This window comes from Pseudomonas sp. SWRI111, from assembly GCF_014268555.1.
Classification (GTDB): domain Bacteria; phylum Pseudomonadota; class Gammaproteobacteria; order Pseudomonadales; family Pseudomonadaceae; genus Aquipseudomonas; species Aquipseudomonas hamedanensis.
In genome coordinates this window covers 59070-80367 of record NZ_JABWQQ010000008.1, presented here as the reverse complement: position 1 = coordinate 80367, position 21298 = coordinate 59070, and the positions used below count along the sequence as shown (strand labels likewise).

Here is a 21298-nt window from a genome sequence, read left to right as displayed (position 1 = left end):
TTTCTCGTCTTTACAGCAGGTTATCCCATGCATTTCAGCGAACTGATGGCAGTTATTTCCACCCATGCGATCCGCCTTCAACAGGAAGATGAAGACCTGGTCATTCTGGGCAGTGACGACGCGCTGGACGATGCGTTGTGGGACAGCCTCGCCACCCACAAGGCGCAACTGCTTGAGCTGGTCGCCCGGCACAACGGTGACTGGCTGAGTCCGGCCTTTCGCATCACCCCGGACATGCTGCCGCTGGTGACGCTGGATCAACCCACCCTCGACCGCATCGTCGCCGGCGTGCCGGGCGGTGCGGCGAACCTGCAGGACATCTACCCCTTGGCGCCGCTGCAGGAGGGCATGCTCTACCTGCATTTGTCGGCACCAGCGGGCGATCCGTACGTGTCGCAAGCACGCTTCGCCTTTGACAGCCGTGAGCGTCTGCAAGCCTTCGCCGACGCGTTGCAATGGATGATTGGCCGCCACGACATTCTGCGCACTTCGTTTATCTGGGAGCGCCTGGACGAACCGCTGCAAGTGGTCCAGCGCAAGGCTTCGTTGCACTGCGAAGAACTCGATCCGAGCGGCACGGGTGACGTGCTCGAGCAACTGTTGCACCGCCATGATCCGCAACATTTCCGTCTCGATGTCCAGCAAGCGCCGCTGTTGCGTCTGGTGTTTGCCAACGATCCAGACAACGGCCGTGTGGTCGCGTTGTTGCTGTTTCATCACCTGATCATGGATCACCTCGCCCTGGACGTGGTGCGCCGCGAAACGCAGGCGTTTTTGCTCGGGCAGACCGTGCAGGTGGCTCCAGCGGTGCCGTATCGCGATCACCTGGCGCGGGCGCGGCTGGGGGCGAACGAGCCGGCCCACGAGGCGTTCTTTCGCGAAATGCTTGCCGATATCGACGAGCCGACACTGCCTTGCGGGTTACGGGACGTGCAGGGCGACGGGCACTCGATCGAAGAAGCCTCATTGATGCTCGACGGCGCCCTGAGCCAGGCACTGCGCGAGCAGGCGCGGCAATTGGGCGTGAGCGTGGCGAGTGTCATGCACCTGGCGTTGGCGCGGGTGCTCGGCCAGTTATCCGGGCGTACGGCGGTGGTGTTCGGCACGGTTCTGCTCGGGCGGATGGCGGCCGGCGAGGGCGGTGAAGATGCGTTGGGGATGTTCATCAACACCTTGCCGCTACGGGTGGATGTCGGCGCGGACGATGTGCGCGCCGGCGTGCTGCTGACCCATCGCCGCCTGACCGCGTTGCTCGGCCATGAACAAGCCTCGCTGGCGCTGGCCCAACGCTGCAGCGCCGTGGCTGTACCGACGCCGCTGTTCAGTGCGATCCTCAATTACCGTCACAGCAGCGTCGATGAAGTCGCCGAGATTATTGATATCGCCCCGGGCGTGCAGGTATTGGGCGCTCGCGAACGCACTAACTATCCGCTGACCGTCAACATTGATGATCTGGGCGAAGATCTGCGTATCACCGCTCTGGCGGACATCCGTCTTGGCGCGCAACGGATCGCCGATTATTTGCAGACCACCCTGCGAGGTCTGGTCGAAGCACTGCAGACGGGCGCGCCAACGCCGCTGCACAGTATTGGTATCCTGCCGGCGAGCGAGCGCGAGCATCTGCTGTATGGCGTCAACGCACCGCTCGCACACTTTGCCGATACCCCTTTGATCCATCAACAGTTCGAAGCCCATGCGCAGGCGCGGCCCGACGCCACTGTGTTGATCTTCGATGAGCAGACCCTCAGTTACGGCGAACTCAATCGCCGCGCCAATCAGCTCGCCCATCACTTGCTGGCGCTGGGTATCCGTCCGGATCAACGCGTGGCGATCTGTGTCGAGCGGGGCCCGCAAATGATTGTCGGCTTGCTCGGTGTGCTCAAGGCCGGCGCTGCTTATGTGCCGATCGACCCGGCGTATCCGCAGGAGCGAATCGCCTTCACGTTGCAGGACAGCGCCCCGGTGGCAGTGCTGATACAAGCTGCCACAGGCACATGCGTTGGCGCGTCCGAGGTGCCGCAGATCGACCTCGACAGCCCTCAACTGCGCGCCGAATCCGAAGGCAACCCGCACGTTGCCGGGCTGACGTCGGCGCACCTGGCTTACGTGATTTACACCTCTGGCTCGACGGGTTTGCCCAAGGGGGTCATGGTTGAACATCGCAACGTGGCGCGGCTGTTCTCGGCGACCGCCGACTGGTTTCAGTTCAATGAGCAGGACGTCGGGGCGTTGTTCCACTCGTTCGCTTTCGATTTTTCGGTGTGGGAAATCTGGGCGGCGCTGGCCTTCGGTGGGCAATTGCTGCTGGTTCCGCAAACTGTCAGCCGTTCCCCGGACGAATGCTATGCGTTGCTCTGTCGCAGCGGTGTCACGGTACTCAATCAGACGCCCAGCGCGTTCCGCCAGTTAGTCGCCGCGCAGGGCCGCAGCGCGCTGCAACATTCACTGCGCGAGGTGATTTTCGGCGGCGAAGCGCTGGAGCCTGGGTTGCTCAAACCGTGGTTTGCCCGGGTCGGCAACGCCGGTACGCGGCTGGTCAACATGTACGGCATCACCGAAACCACGGTGCACGTGACGTATCGACCGCTACAGGCAGCTGACGCGCAGTTGGTCGGCGTCAGCCCGATTGGCGGGCGCATCCCCGATTTGCAGCTTTACGTGCTGGACGCTCAATGCGAACCGGTGCCGGTCGGTGTGACCGGCGAGTTGTATGTCGGTGGCGCGGGCGTGGCGCGCGGTTATCTCAATCGTCCAGAGCTGAGCGCCGAGCGGTTTATTCGCAACCCTTTCAGCGCGACTGCCGACGCGCGCCTGTACAAGACCGGCGACCTGGCGCGCTGGGCGGCCGACGGCAGCCTCGACTATCTGGGGCGCAACGATGATCAGGTGAAGATTCGTGGCTTTCGCATCGAACTGGGCGAGATTCAGGCGCGCCTGTCGGCCTGTAACGGTGTGCGCGAAGCTGTGGTGATCGCCCGTGAAGACAGCCCCGGCGACCCGCGGCTGGTGGCGTACTGGATCGCTGATGACGAAGAACCGAGCGTGGCGCAATTGCGCGACACGCTGCTCGGCTCGCTGGCGGACTATATGGTGCCGAGTGCGTTCGTGCGGCTCGACGCCTTGCCGCTGACCGCCAACGGCAAGCTCGACCGCAAGGTATTGCCGACGCCCGACAGCGATGCGTTCGCACGGCGCGGGTTCGAGGCGCCGCAGGGCGCGATAGAACATCTCATTGCGGACATTTGGCAGCGCTTGCTCGGCGTCGAACAAGTAGGCCGGCATGACAACTTTTTCGAACTGGGCGGACATTCGCTGCTGGCGGTCAAGCTGATCGAACGCATGCGCCAGCATGACTTGCAGTGCGATGTGCGCGTGCTGTTCGGGCAACCGAGCGTGGCGGCGTTGGCGGCGACCCTTGGGGCGACACCGAGTTATGTCGTACCGGCCAATCGCATCGAACCCGGCTGCACGTCGATCACCCCGGATAAACTGCCATTGGCCGATCTGGATCAGGCCGGCATCGACACGGTGCTTGCCAGCGTCCCCGGCGGTGTCGCCAACGTCCAGGACATCTATGCCCTGGCGCCGTTGCAGGCCGGCATTCTCTATCACCACCTCGCCACCCACGCTGGCGATCCCTACGTGTTGCAGGCGCAGTTCGCGTTCGCCGGGCTGGCGCAGATCAAAACCTTTGTCCGCGCCTTGAACAGCGTGATCGCCCGGCACGATATCCTGCGCACCAGCGTGGTCTGGGAGGGGCTGGAGGAGCCGGTGCAAGTGGTCTGGCGTGAGGCGCCACTGACCCTTGAGCGGGTCGATGCCGACGGGCTCGCCGGCGATGTGCTGGAGCAAATGCAGGCGCGTTTCGATCCGCGTCACTATCGCCTCGACCTCAAGTCTGCCCCGCTGATGCGTTTTGCCTACACCGAAGACCGCGCCAACCAACGCTGGGTCGGCATCCTGCTGATGCATCACATCGTCCTGGATCACACCGCACTGGAAGTGCTGGTGACGGAAATGAGCGACCTGATGCACGGGCAAACAAAGGATTTGCCGCCAGCGGTGCAGTATCGCAACTACGTGGCCCAGGCCCGTGCTGGCGCCGATGACGCGGCGCACGCGGCGTTTTTCCGCGACATGCTCGGCGATATCAGCGAACCCACACTGGCCTTCGGTGTGCAGGACGTGCTCGGCGACGGCAGTGCCGTTGTCGACAGCCAATTGACTGTCGATGAGGGCCTCGGCCAACGTTTGCGCGCGTTGTCGCGGCGTCTCGGTATCAGTATCGCCAGCCTGGTTCATCAAGCCTGGGCACAAGTACTGGCGCAGGTGTCCGGCCAGCAAGAAGTGGTTTTCGGTACCGTGCTGCTCGGGCGCCTGCAGGGCGGTGAGGGCGCGGACCGCGCGTTGGGCATGTTCATCAATACCCTGCCGCTGCGCGTCAGCGTCGCTGCCGAATCGGTGCAGGACAGCGTGCGCGCCACCCATCAACGCCTGGCCCAACTGCTTGGACACGAGCAGGCTTCACTGTCGCTGGCCCAACGTTGCAGTGGCGTCGCCGCGACGCTGCCGCTGTTCAGCACGCTGCTCAATTACCGCCACAGTCAGCCGGACGCGGCCAGCGTGAAATGGGACGGCATCGAGATTCTTTGCTCGCGTGAGCGCAGCAATTACCCACTGGTGGTCAGCGTTGACGACATGGGCGACGGTTTCCTGTTGAACGTACAGGCCGTGCCGCAGGTGGATGGCGTGCGCGTCTGCGATTACCTGCAAACCGCGTTGCACAGTCTGGTGACCGCACTCGAGCACACGCCGGCGCTGCCGGTTGAACAGTTGTCGATTGTCTCGCCGGGCGAACGTCATAAGGTGTTGTTTGCCTTCAACGACACCGCCCAGCCGTTCCCGCCGGCGCAGACTGTGCAGCGCCTGGTCGAAGCGCAGGCGCTGGCCAATCCCCAGGCGTGGGCGGCGGTGCAGGGCGAGCAGCGTTTGAGTTACGCCGAACTGAATCAGCGCGCCAATCGCCTGGCCCACCACCTGATCGCCCTTGGCGTACAGCCGGATGACCGCGTCGCCGTGTGCTTGCGCCGCAGTCCGCAGATGCTCGTCGCGCTGCTGGCGATTCTCAAGGCAGGCGCCGCTTACGTGCCGGTCGATCCGGCCTATCCGCGCGAGCGCATCGCCTATCTGTTGCAGGACAGCGATCCCGTAGCGGTGCTGGCCGAGGCGTCGACACGCACCCTGCTGGGCACGGTGCCGTTGATTGATCTGGACAGCGACCGCTGGGCGCAGTTGTCCGCGCGCAACCCCCAACTGCCGGCGCTGACCCCGGCGCATCTGGCTTACGTAATCTACACCTCAGGCTCCACCGGCCAGCCGAAAGGGGTGATGGTCGAACACCGCACGCTGGAAAACCTTGTGCACTGGCACGCCGCCGCGTTCGACCTGCACCTCGGCAGTCATACCGCCAGTGTTGCCGGATTTGGCTTTGACGCCATGGCCTGGGAGGTCTGGCCGGCGCTGTGTGTGGGCGCCACTGTGCACTTGCCACCAGCAGCGATCGGCAATGAACACCTCGATGAATTGCTCGAATGGTGGCGCGCGCAACCGTTGCAGGTGAGTTTTCTGCCGACGCCGGTGGCTGAATATGCGTTCAGCCGTGAGCTGGGCCACCCGACTTTACGCACGCTGCTGATCGGTGGCGACAAGCTCAGGCAGTTCCCGAGTAACCAGACCTTCGACGTGATCAACAACTACGGCCCGACCGAAGCCACGGTGGTGTCAACATCGGGTCGCATCGAGGCTGGGCAGGTATTGCACATCGGCCGGCCGATTGCCAATGGCACAGTTTATCTGCTGGACAGTCAGCAACAACCGGTGCCGGTCGGTGTGCCGGGGGAGGTGTATGTCGGCGGTGCCGGGGTCGCACGGGGCTATTTGAATCGCCCGGCATTGACCGCCGAAATGTTCCTGCAAGACCCGTTCAGCGATGAACCGCACGGGCGTCTGTACCGCACCGGCGACGTCGCGCGTTGGCGCGCGGACGGCACGCTCGAATACCTGGGGCGCAATGACGATCAAGTCAAACTGCGTGGCGTGCGCATCGAGCCCGGCGAAATCGAAGCCGCATTGAGGACCCACAGCGGCGTGCAAGACGTCGTGGTGCTGGTGCGTGACGGGCGGCTGCTGGCGTGGTTCAGCGAGCGCCGCGCGGTAGATATCGCCGACTTGCGCGATCATTTGCAGAGTCGCCTGCCCGAGGCGCTGATCCCGGCCGCCTATGTCCGCGTCGACGCCATGCCGCTGACCGCTAACGGTAAACTCGACCGAAAAGCCTTGCCGGAGCCGGATCAGAGCGCGTGGCTCAGCCATGAATATGCGGCGCCGCAAGGTCCGCTGGAAACCGCCCTGGCGCAGATCTGGAGCGATCTGCTCAAGGTCGGGCAGGTCGGGCGCCATGACAATTTCTTCGAACTGGGCGGGCATTCACTGCTCGCCGTGAGCTTGATCGAACGCCTGCGTCAGCTCGGCCTGAGTGCTGATGTGCGGGTGCTGTTCAGCCAGCCGACCCTTGCCGCACTGGCCGCAGCGATGGGCAGCGGGCGCGAGATTGCGGTGCCGGCCAATCGCATTCCTCGCGATTGCCGTTACATCAGCGCGGACATGTTGAGCCTCAGCGAACTGGATCAGGCCAGTGTCGATTGCATCGTCGCCACGGTGCCGGGCGGCGCGGCCAACGTGCAGGAAATCTATCCGCTGGCGCCGTTGCAGGAAGGCATTCTTTACCACCACATCAGCGCCGGCGCCGGCGACCCGTATCTGCTGCAATCGAGTCTGGCGTTTGCCGACATCCATCGGCTGCACGCGTTCGCCAATGCGCTGCAAACGGTGATCGCGCGACACGATATTTTGCGCACCAGTGTGGTCTGGGAGGGGCTGCCGAGCCCGCAGCAAGTGGTTTGGCGGCACGCGCCGTTGGCGTTGGACGCCGTTGCGCTGGCGTCGGCGGACGGTGACGTACTCGCACAACTGCAAGCACGCTTCGTCGCCCGCCAATGGCGTCTGGACCTCGGGCAGGCACCGCTGATGCGTCTGGTGTATGCCGACGATCCCGTGAACAAACGGGTCGTGGCGCTGCTGATGTTCCATCACATTGCTCTCGATCACACTGCGCTGGAGGTAGTGCAGGAGGAAATGCGCGCCACTCTGCTCGGCCATACCGAGCCACTGCCGGCAGCGGCACCGTACCGCAACTACGTGGCGCAGGCCCGCCACGGCGTCAGCGAGCAGGAACACGAGACGTTCTTTCGCGAAATGCTTGGCGATATCGACGAGCCGACCTTGCCGTTCGGTTTGCGTGAGGTCGCGGGAGATGGGCGCGATATCGAATCCCATGTCAGCACACTGCCGCTGGAGTTGAGCCAGCGCTTGCGGGCGCAGGCGCGCAGCTTCGGGGTGAGCGCGGCCAGCCTGTTCCACTTGGCTTGGGCGCAGGTGCTGGCGGTCACCGCCGGCCAGCCGCGCGTGGTGTTCGGCAGCGTGCTGCTTGGGCGGATGCAGGGCGGTGAGGGCGCTGACCGGGCACTGGGCATGTTCATCAATACCTTGCCGTTGCGTGTGGAGGTGGCCGAACACGGCGTCGGCGCCGCACTGCGCGATGTGCATCAACGCCTGGCCGCGCTGCTCGGCCATGAACATGCCTCGCTGGCCCTTGCTCAGCGATGCAGTGCTGTCGCGGCGCCGTCGCCACTGTTCAGTTCGGTGCTCAACTATCGTCACAGCGCCGCGCGCCAGACGGCTGAGGCGGCGTGGCAAGGGATCGAGTTTCTCGCCCACGACGGGCGCAGCCATTATCCGCTGACGCTGAGCATCAACGATCTGGGCGAAGGCTTCGATCTGGCGGTGCTGACACCTGGCGAGGTGGGGGCACAACGGGTCTGCGACCTGATGCAGTGCGCACTGACGGCGCTGGTTTCGGCGCTGGAGGAAAACCCCGGGCAGGCGCTGAATCGCCTGGCGATCCTGCCGCCGTTCGAGCGTCAACGCGTGCTGACGCAGTTCAACGCCAGCGCTACGGCTTTCCCGCCCGCGCAAACCGTGCACCGATTGTTCGAGGCGCAGGCCTTGCTCAATCCAGAGGCTGTGGCGGTGCAAGCCGACGAGCAACAGCTGACCTATGCGCAGCTCGATCAACAGGCCAATCGTCTCGCGCATTATCTGCTCGAACTGGGCGTCAGGCCGGACGCGCGGGTGGCGATTTCCACCCGGCGTGGCCCGCATATGTTGCTGGCGATGCTGGCGGTACTCAAGGCCGGCGCTGCCTATGTGCCGATCGATCCGGCGCATCCGGCCGAGCGCATCGCCTATTTGCTGGCCGACAGTGCGCCGCTGGCGCTGCTGGTGTCGGGCGTGGATCTGGGCACTGTGGAAGTGCCGGTGATTGATCTTGGCGATGAGCGTTGGCATGACCTGCCTGAACACAGCCCAGAGGTCGAAGGTTTGACTGCGGACAATCTCGCCTATGTGATCTACACCTCTGGCTCCACCGGCCAGCCGAAAGGGGTGATGGTCGAACACCGCACGCTGGAAAATCTCGTGCACTGGCACGCCGCCGCGTTCGACCTGTGCGCCGGCAGCCATACCGCCAGCGTTGCCGGGTTCGGTTTTGATGCCATGGCCTGGGAGGTCTGGCCGGCGTTGTGTGTGGGCGCCACTGTGCACTTGCCACCGGCAGCGATCGGCAATGAACACCTCGATGAATTGCTCGAATGGTGGCGCGCGCAGCCGTTGCAGGTGAGTTTTCTACCGACGCCGGTGGCTGAATACGCGTTCAGCCGTGAGCTGAGCCACCCGACCTTGCGCACGCTGCTGATCGGTGGCGACACGCTCAGGCAGTTCCCGCGTAACCAGACCTTCGACGTAATCAACAACTACGGCCCGACCGAAGCCACGGTGGTGGCGACGTCGGGTCGCATCGAGTGCGGGCAGCCACTGCACATCGGCCGGCCAATCGCCAATGCCAAGGTGTATGTCCTCGATGCGCAACAGAACCCACTGCCGGTGGGTGTCAAAGGTGAGTTGTACGTAGCCGGTGCAGGCGTGGCCAGGGGCTATCTGAACCGCGATGAACTGACCGCCGAACGCTTTCTTGCCGATCCGTTCAGCCAGGAACCGGGCGCGCGCATGTACCGCACTGGCGACCTTGCGCGGTGGCGTACCGACGGCACGCTGGAGTATCTGGGGCGCAACGACGATCAGGTGAAACTGCGTGGCGTGCGTGTGGAGCTGGGCGAAATCGAAGCGGCACTCGCCAGTCATCCGGCCTTGCAAGAGGCCGTCGCCCAGGTGCGTGACGGTCAGTTGCTGGCCTGGTTCACCGCCCGCGCGCCGCTGGACCTCGACGACCTGCGCGAGTATCTGCAGATGCGCCTGCCGCAAGCCTTGCTGCCGGCGGCTTACGTTCGGCTGGCCAGTTTGCCGCTGACTGCCAATGGCAAACTCGACCGCCAGGCTTTGCCGGAGCCGGAGCAAAACGCCTGGCTGAGCCGCCAGTACGAAGCGCCGCGAGGCTCGGTGGAAACCGCGCTGGCGCAAATCTGGAGCGAAGTGCTCAAGGTCGAACAGGTCGGCCGGCACGACAACTTCTTTGAACTGGGCGGGCATTCGCTGCTGGCGGTCAGCGTCATCGAGCGCATGCGCCAGATCGACCTGAGCACCGACGTGCGCGTGCTGTTCGACCAGCCGACACTGGCAGCGCTGGCAGCGGCCGTCGGCAGCGGACGGGAAATCGTGGTACCGGCCAATGGCATCGCGGCGGACTGTGATCACATCACGCCGGACATGCTCAGTCTGCTTGAACTGGACCAGGCGACGCTCGACCGCATCGTTGCCACGGTGCCGGGCGGTGCGGCCAATGTGCAGGACATTTACCCGTTGGCGCCGTTGCAGGAAGGCATTCTTTATCACCACATCACGGCTGCGCAAAACGATCCGTACGTGCTGCATTCGCGCCTGACGTTCGCCAGTGTCGAGCGCGTCGAGGCGTTCGCCCGTGCGCTGCGGCAGGTCATGGCGCGCCACGACATCTTGCGCACGGCGATTGTCTGGCAGGGCCTGGCAGTCCCCGTGCAGGTGGTGTGGCGCGAAGCTCAATTGCCGGTAGAAGAAGTTGCCTTTGAGCAGTTGACGGTGGACAACCTGGACCTCACTCAGGCACCACTGATTCGGCTGTTGTACGCCCGCGACCCGGCCACTGGGCAAGTGGCCGGCCTGCTGCTGTTCCATCACATCGCCCTTGATCACACGGCGCTGGAAGTCGTGCGCGAAGAAATGCAGATCAGCCTGGGCGGCGAGCAGCGTTCGCTACCGGTGCCAGTGCCGTATCGCAACTACGTGGCACAGGCGCGGCTTGGCGCCAGTGAGGCGGAGCACGAGGTGTTTTTCCGCGACATGCTCGGCGATGTCGATGAGCCGACCTTGCCGTTCGGCTTGCGTGAGGTCAACGCGGCGGCCGATGCTTGTGAAGAGGCCTCGCTGGCGCTGCCCGACGCGCTCGCGCAGCGTTTGCGCGGTCAGGCACGGCACATGGGCATCAGCGTCGCGAGCGTGTTTCATCTGGCCTGGGCACAAGTGCTGGGCGCTACCTCCGGACAGGATCGGGTGGTGTTCGGCACCGTACTGATGGGGCGCATGCAGGGCGGGGCGGGTGCCGATCGCGGGCTGGGCATGTTCATCAATACTTTGCCGTTGCGTGTGGACCTTGGCGCGCAACCGGTGCGTGCGGCACTCCGGGCCACCCATGGGCAACTCACCGGCCTGTTGGCGCATGAGCATGCTTCGTTGGCACTGGCCCAGCGTTGCAGCCGGATTGCGGCGCCGGCGCCGCTGTTCAGCGCGATGCTCAACTACCGGCATGGCAGCGCCACGCCTGCCCAGGCACACCCGGCGTGGCAAGGCATCGAGACCTTAAGCAGTGAGGAACGCACCAACTACCCGCTGACGCTCAACGTCGATGACCTGGGCACAGGCTTCAGGCTCACCGCGATGACCTTGGCGCAGGTCGGTGCGTTGCGTATCTGTACCTATATGGAAACCGCGTTGCAGGCGCTGATCGATGCCTTGGAGCGCGCGCCGCAGCAACCTGTCAATCAGTTGTCGGTCCTGCCGGACGCCGAGCGTCAGCGCCTGCTGTTCGACTTCAACGCGACGGCGGTCGATTACAACCTGCAGCAGAGTTTGCACGGTCTGTTCGAAGCCCAGGTGTTGCGCACCCCGCATGCACCGGCGTTGCAAATGGCTGACCAGCGCCTCGACTTCCAGCAACTTAACGAGCGCGCCAACCGCCTGGCCCATCATCTGATCGCGCTTGGGGTTCAGGCCGATGCGCGGGTGGCGATCTGTGTCGAACGCAGTGTGGCGATGGTTGTCGGCCTGTTGGCTATCCTCAAGGCCGGCGGCGCTTATGTCCCGCTGGACCCGGACTACCCGGCCGAGCGCATTGCTTACATGCTCGCCGACAGCGCGCCGGTGGCGGTGCTGGTGCAAGGCAGCACCGCCGCGCTGGCGAGTGCGCTGGCGGTGCCGGTGATCAATCTGGAACACGACAGTTGGCACGACTTGCCGGCGGCCAATCCGCAGGTCCGCGGCCTGACCTCGGCGCATCTGGCTTACGTGATCTACACCTCAGGCTCCACCGGCCAGCCCAAGGGTGTCGCCAACGAACACCGCGCGGTGGTCAACCGCTTGCTGTGGATGCAGGACGCGTATGCACTGAGCGCTGTAGATACCGTATTGCAGAAAACCCCATTCAGCTTCGACGTGTCGGTCTGGGAGTTTTTCTGGCCGCTGATGACCGGCGCGCGCTTGCTCCTGGCCCGTCCTGGCGGGCACAAGGAGCCGGCCTACCTGAGCGAGCTGATCGAGCGCGAACACATCACCACCGTGCATTTTGTGCCGTCGATGCTCGACGTGTTTCTTGCTCACGGTCAGACCGAACGCTGCGCCGCACTGCGCCAGGTGATGTGCAGTGGCGAGGCGTTGCCCGGCAGCTTGGTACGGCGGTTCAAACAGCAGTTACCGGCCAGCCAATTGCACAACCTTTACGGCCCGACCGAAGCGGCGGTGGATGTCACCGCGTGGAGTTGCGCCGGGCCGCTGCAGGACACGCCGGATAACACGCCGATTGGCAAACCGATTGCCAACACCCGGATGTACATCCTCGACGCGCAGCAACAACCGGTGCCGCAAGGTGTGGTTGGCGAGTTGTACATCGGTGGCGTGCAGGTCGCGCGTGGTTATCTGAACCGCGCCGAACTGAGTGCCGAACGCTTCCTCAGCGACCCGTTCAGCCAGCAGGCGCAAGCGCGCATGTACCGCACCGGCGATATCGCCCGTTATCGCGCCGACGGCCACATCGAGTATCTGGGGCGCAATGACGATCAGGTGAAGATTCGCGGCCTGCGCATCGAACTGGGTGAAATCCAGGCCGGCCTGACCAGGATCGATGGCGTGCACGAAGCGGCGGTGCTGGCCCGTGAAGACGTGCCGGGGGACAAGCGGCTGGTGGCGTACTACACCGGTTTGCGGCTGGACATCGACATCCTGCGCGCCGCATTGCTGCACGCCTTGCCGGACTACATGGTCCCGGCAACGTTCGTCCATCTCGAGCGCCTGCCGCTCAGTCCCAACGGCAAACTCGACCGCAAGGCGTTGCCGGCACCCAATCAGGATTCGCTCATCAACCGCCCCTACGAGGCGCCGGTCGGCGAGGTGGAAATCACGCTGGCGCGGCTGTGGGGCGAATTGCTCAATGTCGAACGAGTCGGGCGGCATGACCACTTTTTCGAATTGGGCGGGCATTCGTTGCTGGCGGTGAGTCTGGTCGGCCGTCTGCAACAGGAAGGCCTGGAGGCGGATGTCCGGGCGTTGTTCGAACAACCGACCCTGGCCGGCTATGCAGCAATCACGGAAAGAATGGAGATCGTCCTGTGAACCTGAACCCTTTGTTGGCGACACTCAAGGCCCGAGACATCCAGTTGACGGTCACGGACGAGCAGTTGCGCGTCAATGGCAACAAGCAGGCCTTGAGCGATCCGGCGCTACTGGCGTCGTTGCGCGAGCACAAGGCGGCGTTGATCGAGTTGATCAAGGCCGGCGAGTATTCGGCGGCGCGTGTCGGGCAGGTCGAGGTACCGGCCAATGGCATCGGCCCCGGTTGCACGCGCATCACCCCGGCGATGCTGACCCTGACGCAACTGAGTCAGGACGCCCTCGATCACCTGCTCGAAGGCATCCCCGGCGGGGCTGCCAACGTGCAAGACATCTATCCGTTGACGCCATTGCAGGAAGGCATTCTTTATCACCACGTCAGCGCGCAACACGGCGATCCGTATGTCATGCAGGCTCAATTCGCTTTCAGCGGGGCGGAGCGTTTGCAGGCATTTGTCGATGCGTTACAAACGGTGATCGATCGTCACGACATCCTGCGCACGGCGGTGGTCTGGGAAGGTCTCGACACACCGCTGCAAGTGGTCATGCGCGCTGCGCGCCTGCCGCTGGAAGAAGTGACTCTGGAAGCCGATGGCGGTGATGCCCTGGCACAGTTGCACGCCCGTTTCGACGCCAGGCAGTTCCGTCTCGACGTGACCCGTGCGCCGCTGTTGCGCCTGGCGCATGCCCGGGATGTGAGCGGGCAACGCATCGTCGCGATGCTGCTGTTCCATCACCTGGCGATAGACCACTCGGCCCTGGCGGTGGTCAGCGAGGAATTGCAGGCCTGCCTGTGCGGACACGCCGCGCGGTTGGGCCCGCCCGTGCCGTTTCGCAAATACGTGGCGCAAGCCCGATTGGGCATCAGCGAGGCGGAACACGAAGCGTTTTTCCGCGACATGCTCGCTGACATCGATGAACCGACCTTGCCGTACGGATTGCAAGGCGTGCACGGTGACGGCAGCGACGTCGTCGAATTCAGCCAGGCGCTCGACCCGCAACTCAATCGCCGCCTGCGGGCCCAGGCGCGTCAGCTGGGCGTGAGCGTGGCGAGCCTGTTTCACCTCGGTTGGGGGCAAGTGCTCAACGCCCTGACCGGGCAAGCGAGCGTGGTCTTCGGCACCGTGTTGATGGGGCGCATGCAAAATGCCGAAGGCACCGAACGCGCGCTCGGCATCTTCATCAACACGTTGCCGTTGCGTGTGGACATCGCAGCGCTCGCCGTCGGTGAGGCGGTCAAGGCCACCCACGCGCGGCTGACTACCTTGATGCGTCATGAACATGCGCCGCTGGCGCTGGCGCAACGCTGCAGCGGTGTGGTCGCTTCTTCGCCGTTGTTCAGCACGCTGCTCAATTATCGACACAGCGCCTCCAGTGCCGCTGCCAGCGACGAAGCACTCGCCGCGTGGGAAGGCATCAGTGTGTTGCGCTCGGAAGAACGCACCAATTACCCGCTGACCCTGAGCATCGACGACTTCGGCGACCGGTTCAGCCTGACGTTGCTGGCCAGCAGCGCCGTCGATGGTAGACGTCTCTGCGCCTACCTGTTGTGTGCGGTGGAGCAATTGTTATCGGCGCTCGAACAGGCGCCCGAGACGCCGCTGAACCAGTTGTCGGTGCTGCCGGCCGCAGAGCGTGAGCAAGTGTTGCGCGAATTCAACGCCAGCCAGGTCGATTACCCGGCGGCGCTGCCCGTTCATCAGCGTTTCGAAGCGCAGGTGCTGGCCCGTCCGGAGGCGCTGGCGGCCGTTCATGGGGGCGAGGCGCTGACCTTTGCCGAGTTGAACCACAAGGCCAACGCGCTGGCGCATCAGTTGATCGGTCTGGGCGTGCAGCCGGATGACCGCGTCGCCATCGTTGCCCGACGCGGGCTGGAGGCTCTGGTCGGGCTGCTGGCGATTCTCAAGGCCGGCGCCGGTTACGTGCCGGTCGATCCGGCGCACCCGGCCGAACGCCTGCTGCATCTGCTGCGCGACAGTGCACCCGTGGCCGTGTTGACCAGCACCGAGCTGCGCGAACGCCTGCCGATGCTGGCCGTGTCAGTGCTCAATCTGGACCCGCGGACCTGGCCGGCGGGCATCACCGGTAACCCGCAATTGCCGAGTCTCAATGCCACGCATCTGGCTTACGTGATCTATACCTCTGGCTCCACCGGGTTGCCCAAGGGCGTCATGGTCGAACACCGCACCTTGTCGAACCTGATCGATTGGCACTGCTCAGCCTTTGATTTGTGTGCTGGCCGCCATACCTCAAGCCTCGCCGGATTTGGCTTCGATGCCATGGCCTGGGAAGTCTGGCCGGCGCTGTGCGCGGGCGCGACCCTGCACATCGCACCGGCCCACGATGGCAGTGAAGACATCGACGCCTTGCTTGACTGGTGGCGCGCACAACCGCTGGACGTGAGCTTCCTGCCCACGCCAGTAGCCGAGTACGCGTTCAGCCAACAGCTGGAACATCCGACCTTGCGCACGCTGCTGATCGGCGGCGACCGCTTGCGGCAGTACTCGCGCAACCAGCGTTTCGACGTGATCAACAATTACGGCCCGACCGAAACCACGGTGGTCGCCACCTCCGGGCGTATCGACAGCGACGACGCCTTGCACATTGGCAAACCGGTGAGCAATGCCACGGTGTACCTGCTCGATGCGCAACAGCGGCCGGTGCCGATTGGCGTCGCCGGCGAGTTGTACATTGGCGGCAGCGGCGTGGCCCGTGGGTATCTGAACCAGCCGCAGCTCACTGCCGAACGCTTCCTCTGCGATCCGTTCAGCCACGCCGCACAGGCGCGCATGTACCGCTCCGGCGATCTGGCGCGCTGGCGCAGCGACGGCACGCTCGAATATCTGGGGCGCAATGACGACCAGGTGAAGATTCGCGGCGTACGCATCGAGCCGGGCGAAATCGAGCAGCGCCTCAACCAATTGCCCGGGATTCAGGAAGCGGTAGTGCTGGCCCGCGAGGATCAGCCGGGGCAGTCGCGGCTGGTGGCGTATTTCACCGAGCAGGCGCAAGTGCAGGCGCTGGACGTGGCGCAGTTGCGCGCGCTGCTGCTGACCCAGTTGCCGGAATACATGGTGCCGTCCGCTTTCGTCAAACTCGACGGATTGCCGCTCACGGCCAACGGCAAGCTCGACCGCAAAGCCCTGCCGAAACCCGAGCGCTCTGCGCTGTTCGTCCGCGACTATGTGGCGCCGGAGGGCGAAGTGGAAACGGCGCTGGCCGACATCTGGGCCGACGTGCTGCAGGTCGAACGGGTAGGGCGCGAGGATCATTTCTTTGAACTCGGCGGGCATTCGCTGCTGGCCATGCGCATGGTCGCGCACGTCAGGCAGCGCCTGGGCGTCGAGCTGGTGCTCAGCGATCTGTTTGCCAACGCCGAGCTGGCAGCAGTGGCGCAGGTGTTGACCGAAGCCGGGCGCTGCACGCAACCGCCGATCCTGCCGGTGCCTCGTGACACTGCGCTGCCGCTGTCGTTTTCCCAGCAGCGCTTCTGGTTTCTGGCGCAGATGGAGGGTGCCAACACCGCCTATAACATCCCGATTGCCCTGCGCTTGCGCGGCGCCCTGGACGACGTTGCCCTGCAACGCGCACTGGCCCGCATCGTCGCGCGCCACGAAACGCTGCGCAGCCGCTTCGCGCCGCTCGATGGCGACGCGCAGGTGCTGATTGCTCCGGTCGACAGCGGTCTTGTGCTTCGTCTCGAAGATCTGCGCCAACATCCGCAGGCGCACGAGGCGTTGCAGGCATTGATTCAGGGCGAGGCCTCAGGACCATTCGACCTGCTTGACGATCCGTTGATCCGCGGACGGCTGGTACGCCTGGCCGACGATCACCATGTGCTGCTGCTGACCTTGCACCACATCATCTCTGACGGCTGGTCGATGGGCGTGCTGACCCGCGAACTGATGGCGCTGTATCAGGCGTTCAGTCAGGGTGAAGACGACCCGTTACCGCCGTTGACCCTGCAATACAGCGACTATGCGGTGTGGCAGCGGCGCTGGTTGAGCGGCGAGGTGTTGCAGCGCCAGAGCGAATACTGGCAGCGCACCCTGCGTGACGTGCCGGCCTTGCTGACCTTGCCGACGGATCGCCCGCGCCCGGCGCAGCAGGATTACGCCGGCAGCAGCATTGCGCTGCAACTGGATGCGCGTTTGAGCGCCGGACTCAAGGCCTTGAGCCAGCGCCACGGCGTGACGTTGTACATGACGCTGCTCGGCGCGTGGGCGCTGCTGTTGGGGCGCTTGTCCGGGCAAACCGATGTGGTCATCGGATCGCCGGTCGCCAACCGTAACCGCGCCGAAGTCGAGGGGATGATCGGCCTGTTCGTCACCACCCTGGCATTGCGCATCGACACCGCTGGCGAGTTGAATGGCCAAGCGCTGCTGACGCGGGTCAAGGCGATTACCCTGCAAGCGCAGGCGCATCAGGACCTGCCCTTCGAACAAGTGGTGGAAATTACCCGTCCGGTGCGCAGCCTGGCGCACAGCCCGCTGTTCCAGAGCATGTTCAACTGGCGCAACAGCGACGGACCGGCGCTGGCCTTGGGCGAGCTGACGCTGGAAGCCGTGGCCGAGCCCAGTCATTTTGCCAAGTTCGACCTGACCCTGACCCTCGGCGAGACCCCGGAAGGCATTGGCGGCTGGCTGGAATACGCCACCGCGCTGTTCGATGAAGCCACCGTGCAGCGTTTTGCCGGTTATCTGCGGCAGCTGTTACAAGCGATGGTCAGCAACGATCAGGCGCTGCTCGCCCACGTGCCGCTGGTGCAGGACGAGGAGCGTCAGCGCTTGCTGGTGGATTTCAATGCGACCGATCGCGAATATCCACACACCGACACGGTACAGCGGTTGTTCGAACAATACGCCGCGCGACAGCCCGACGCCGTCGCAGCGGTACATGGCGAACAGACCTTGAGCTATGCCGAGCTGAACCGCCGGGCCAATCAACTGGCCCATTTTCTGCTGAGTGTAGGCGTGAAGCCCGGCGATGCGGTGGCGATCCTGTTACCGCGCTCGCTGGACCTGCTGATCGCGCAGCTGGCGATCGGCAAATGCGCGGCGGCCTGGGTGCCGCTGGATATTCACGCGCCGGCCGATCGCCAGGCGTTCATGGTCGACGATTGCCGGGCCGCTGCGCTGCTGACCCGCAGCACAGCCACGGTGGCTTTTGCGGTGCGGCGGATCGACCTCGACTCGCTGCAGCTCGACGCCCAGCCCATTCATAACCCGGATCTGCCGCAATCGGCGCTGTCGCTGGCGTACATCATGTACACCTCCGGCTCCACCGGCATGCCAAAAGGCGTGATGGTGCCGCACCGGGCGATCACGCGGCTGGTGATCAACAACGGCTACGCCGATTTTAACCGCCAGGATTGTATAGCGTTCGCCTCCAACCCGGCCTTCGATGCGAGCACCATGGACGTCTGGGGCGCACTGCTCAATGGCGCACGTGTGGCGATCATTGACCATGCCACCTTGCTCGATCCGCAAGCGTTCGGCGACGAACTCAAGCGCAGCGGCGCGAGCATCCTGTTCGTCACCACGGCCCTGTTCAACCAGTATGTGCAGCTGATTCCCGACGCCTTGAAGGGTTTGCGCATCCTGCTTTGTGGCGGTGAGCGCGGCGATCCGGCGGCGTTTCGCAAGCTGCGCACCGAGGCGCCGAATGTGCGTCTGGTGCACTGTTATGGCCCGACGGAAACCACCACTTACGCCACCACGTTTGCCGTGCAGACTGTCGCCGAGGAGGCCGACAGCGTGTCGATTGGCGGGCCGATTTCCAATACGCAGGTGTATGTGCTCGACGCCTGTCAGCAACCGGTGCCGTTTGGCGTCACGGGTGAGTTGTACATTGGCGGGCAGGGCGTGGCCCTGGGGTATCTGAACCGGCCTGAACTGACGGCGCAGAAGTTCCTGCGCGACCCGTTCAGCACACGGCCCGACGCGATGATGTATCGCACCGGCGACCTGGTGCGCTGGCTGGCCCCCGGGCAGCTTGAGTGCATCGGTCGCAACGACGATCAGGTGAAAATTCGCGGATTCCGTATTGAGCTGGGCGAGATCGAAAACCGTCTGCTCGGTTGCCCCGGCGTCAAGGAGGCCATTGTGCTGGCGCGGCGTGACGGTACGGAACCGACGCGCCTGGTGGCCTATTTCACTGCCGACGATGCCGACCTGCAAAGCGCCACGCTGCGCGCCTTGTTGCAGGCACGGCTGCCGGAATACATGGTGCCCTCGGCGTGGGTGCGTCTGGAGACGTTGCCGCTGAACAACAATGGCAAGGTCGATCGCAAGGCCTTGCCGGCACCGACGCAGGCGGCGTTGCTCAGCCGTGTGTACGAGGCGCCGGGCAATGCACTTGAAACCCGTCTCGCCGGGTTGTGGGGCGAAATCCTCCAGGTCGAGCGGGTCGGTCGCCACGACAACTTCTTCGAGCTGGGCGGGCATTCGTTGCTGGCGGTGCGTCTGGTCAACCAGATGCAGCAGGCCGATCTCCCCATGACCTTGGCCGAGCTGTTCCAGCATCCCAGCGTTGAAGCGGCCGCGGCGCTGCTCGCTGGACGTGATGGCGGGGTTGCGCCGGAGCCTGAGCCGGGGCTGACGCTGGTGCGCGCTGGTGATCAGGGCACGCCATTGTTTCTGGTCCACGAATTCAGTGGCCGCGACGTGTATTTTCCCGCGCTGGGCCGGCACATCGGCGGTGCTTTTCCTATCTACGGGCTGCCGGGCATCGACTACGGCCAAACCCAGTTGCGCACGCTCGAATGCCTGGCGAGGCGCATGGTCGGGATCATTCGCACCCGACAACCGCATGGCCCTTACCGACTGGCCGGTTGGTCGTTTGGCGGTGTACTGGCTTATGAGGTCGCTCAGCAGTTGCTCGGACTGGACGAAATTGTCGACTTTATCGGGCTGATTGACAGCTATGTGCCGCGTCTGGCCGATCCGCACAAGGCGCGCTGGAACGATGCGCACGTGCACAAGCGTCAATTGCTCTTGCATTGCACCGCGCACTGGGCCGGTCTTGGCGAAGACGGGCAGGGCGGACTCGCCGCGCTTGCAGCGTTGCAGGCCGAACTGGAATCGCTGGCGTTCGCCGAGCTGCTCGAACGTTGCCAGCGCCAGCAGTTGCTGCACCCTGAGTTGGCGGCAGCTTCGGCGGCAGAGGCCTGGCATTACCTGGATCGCGAGGTGGCGCACGGGCATGCGCTGGCACATTACCGGGTCAGTCCGTTGCCCCTGCCGCTGCATGTGTTCCGTGCGAAACAACGCTCGGCGGCGATGGCGCAGCTCAGCCCGACCCTGGGGTGGGCTGAAGAGTTGCCGGGTAGCGAGCTGCGCTGCATCGACGTGCCGGGCGACCACCAGAGCATGATGAAGGCCCCGCATATCCAAGCGCTGGGTCAGGCGATCAGCCAGGCACTGGAAGCGGCGCAGGCGCCGGCATTGCCTGGCTACCAACCGCTGGTGACCATTCAGACGGGCGACAGCTCACGGGCGCCGATTTTCTGCGTGCCGGGGGCCGGCGACAGCGTCACCGGGTTCATTCATTTGACCGAGGCCCTCGGCCCCCAATGGCCGATTCACGGCCTGCAACCGCGCGGGCTGGAAGGTGGGGCGGTGCCGCACAGTCAAGTCGAGGCGGCAGCGCTTTTTTACCGGCGGGCAATCGAGCAACTCTACCCGCAGGGTCCGCTGCACCTGATCGGGCATTCGTTCGGCGGTTGGGTAGCGCATGCGATGGCTGCGCAGTTTGAGGCCGACGGACGTGAAGTGGCGTCGTTGACCCTGATTGACAGCGAGTCGCCCGGCGGCAACGGCGTGATCGGCAGAGCCTACACCGCGACCGCGGCGCTGCAACGGCTGATCGAGGCGCTGCAACTGTCGGCCGGCACTTCGCTGGGCATCGATGCCGTGGCGTTCGCCGACGCCGATGACGCCACGCAACTGGGTTTGCTGCACGCGGGCATGGTGCGCGCGGGCGTGCTGTCGGCACGGTCTACGCCACAGTCGCTAATCGGTTCGACGCGCACTTTTGCCAGCGCCTTGCGCACGGTCTATCAGCCGCACCAGCGCTACAGCGGCCCGGTGCGCCTGGCGCTGGTCGACGATCCGACGCTGGATGCGGCCGGTAATCAGCGAGAGCAAGCGGCGATGGTCGAGGGCTGGCGAAGGGAGGTAACTGATCTGACGGTGTGGTACGGGCCGGGCAATCATTTCACCCTGCTCAAGGCGCCCAACGTATTCAGTTTCGCCGCGTGGTGGCACGAAGGGCTCACCGAGCCTGCCAGTGAAGTGCTCTCCTGATTGAT

2 protein-coding genes are annotated in these 21298 nt (G+C 64.5%); both read left to right on the top strand.

Annotated features, from left to right (window positions below):
• Positions 1-27 precede the first annotated feature (27 nt).
• On the top strand, positions 28-12990 hold the full coding sequence (locus HU755_RS11870) for a non-ribosomal peptide synthetase (protein ID WP_186632737.1): 12963 nt from the start codon (positions 28-30) through the stop codon (positions 12988-12990).
• Entirely contained in the window at positions 12987-21293 is an 8307-nt protein-coding gene (locus HU755_RS11865; protein WP_186632735.1) for a non-ribosomal peptide synthetase, read from the top strand. The genes HU755_RS11870 and HU755_RS11865 overlap by 4 nt, the downstream gene beginning before the upstream one ends.
• Positions 21294-21298 lie beyond the last annotated feature (5 nt).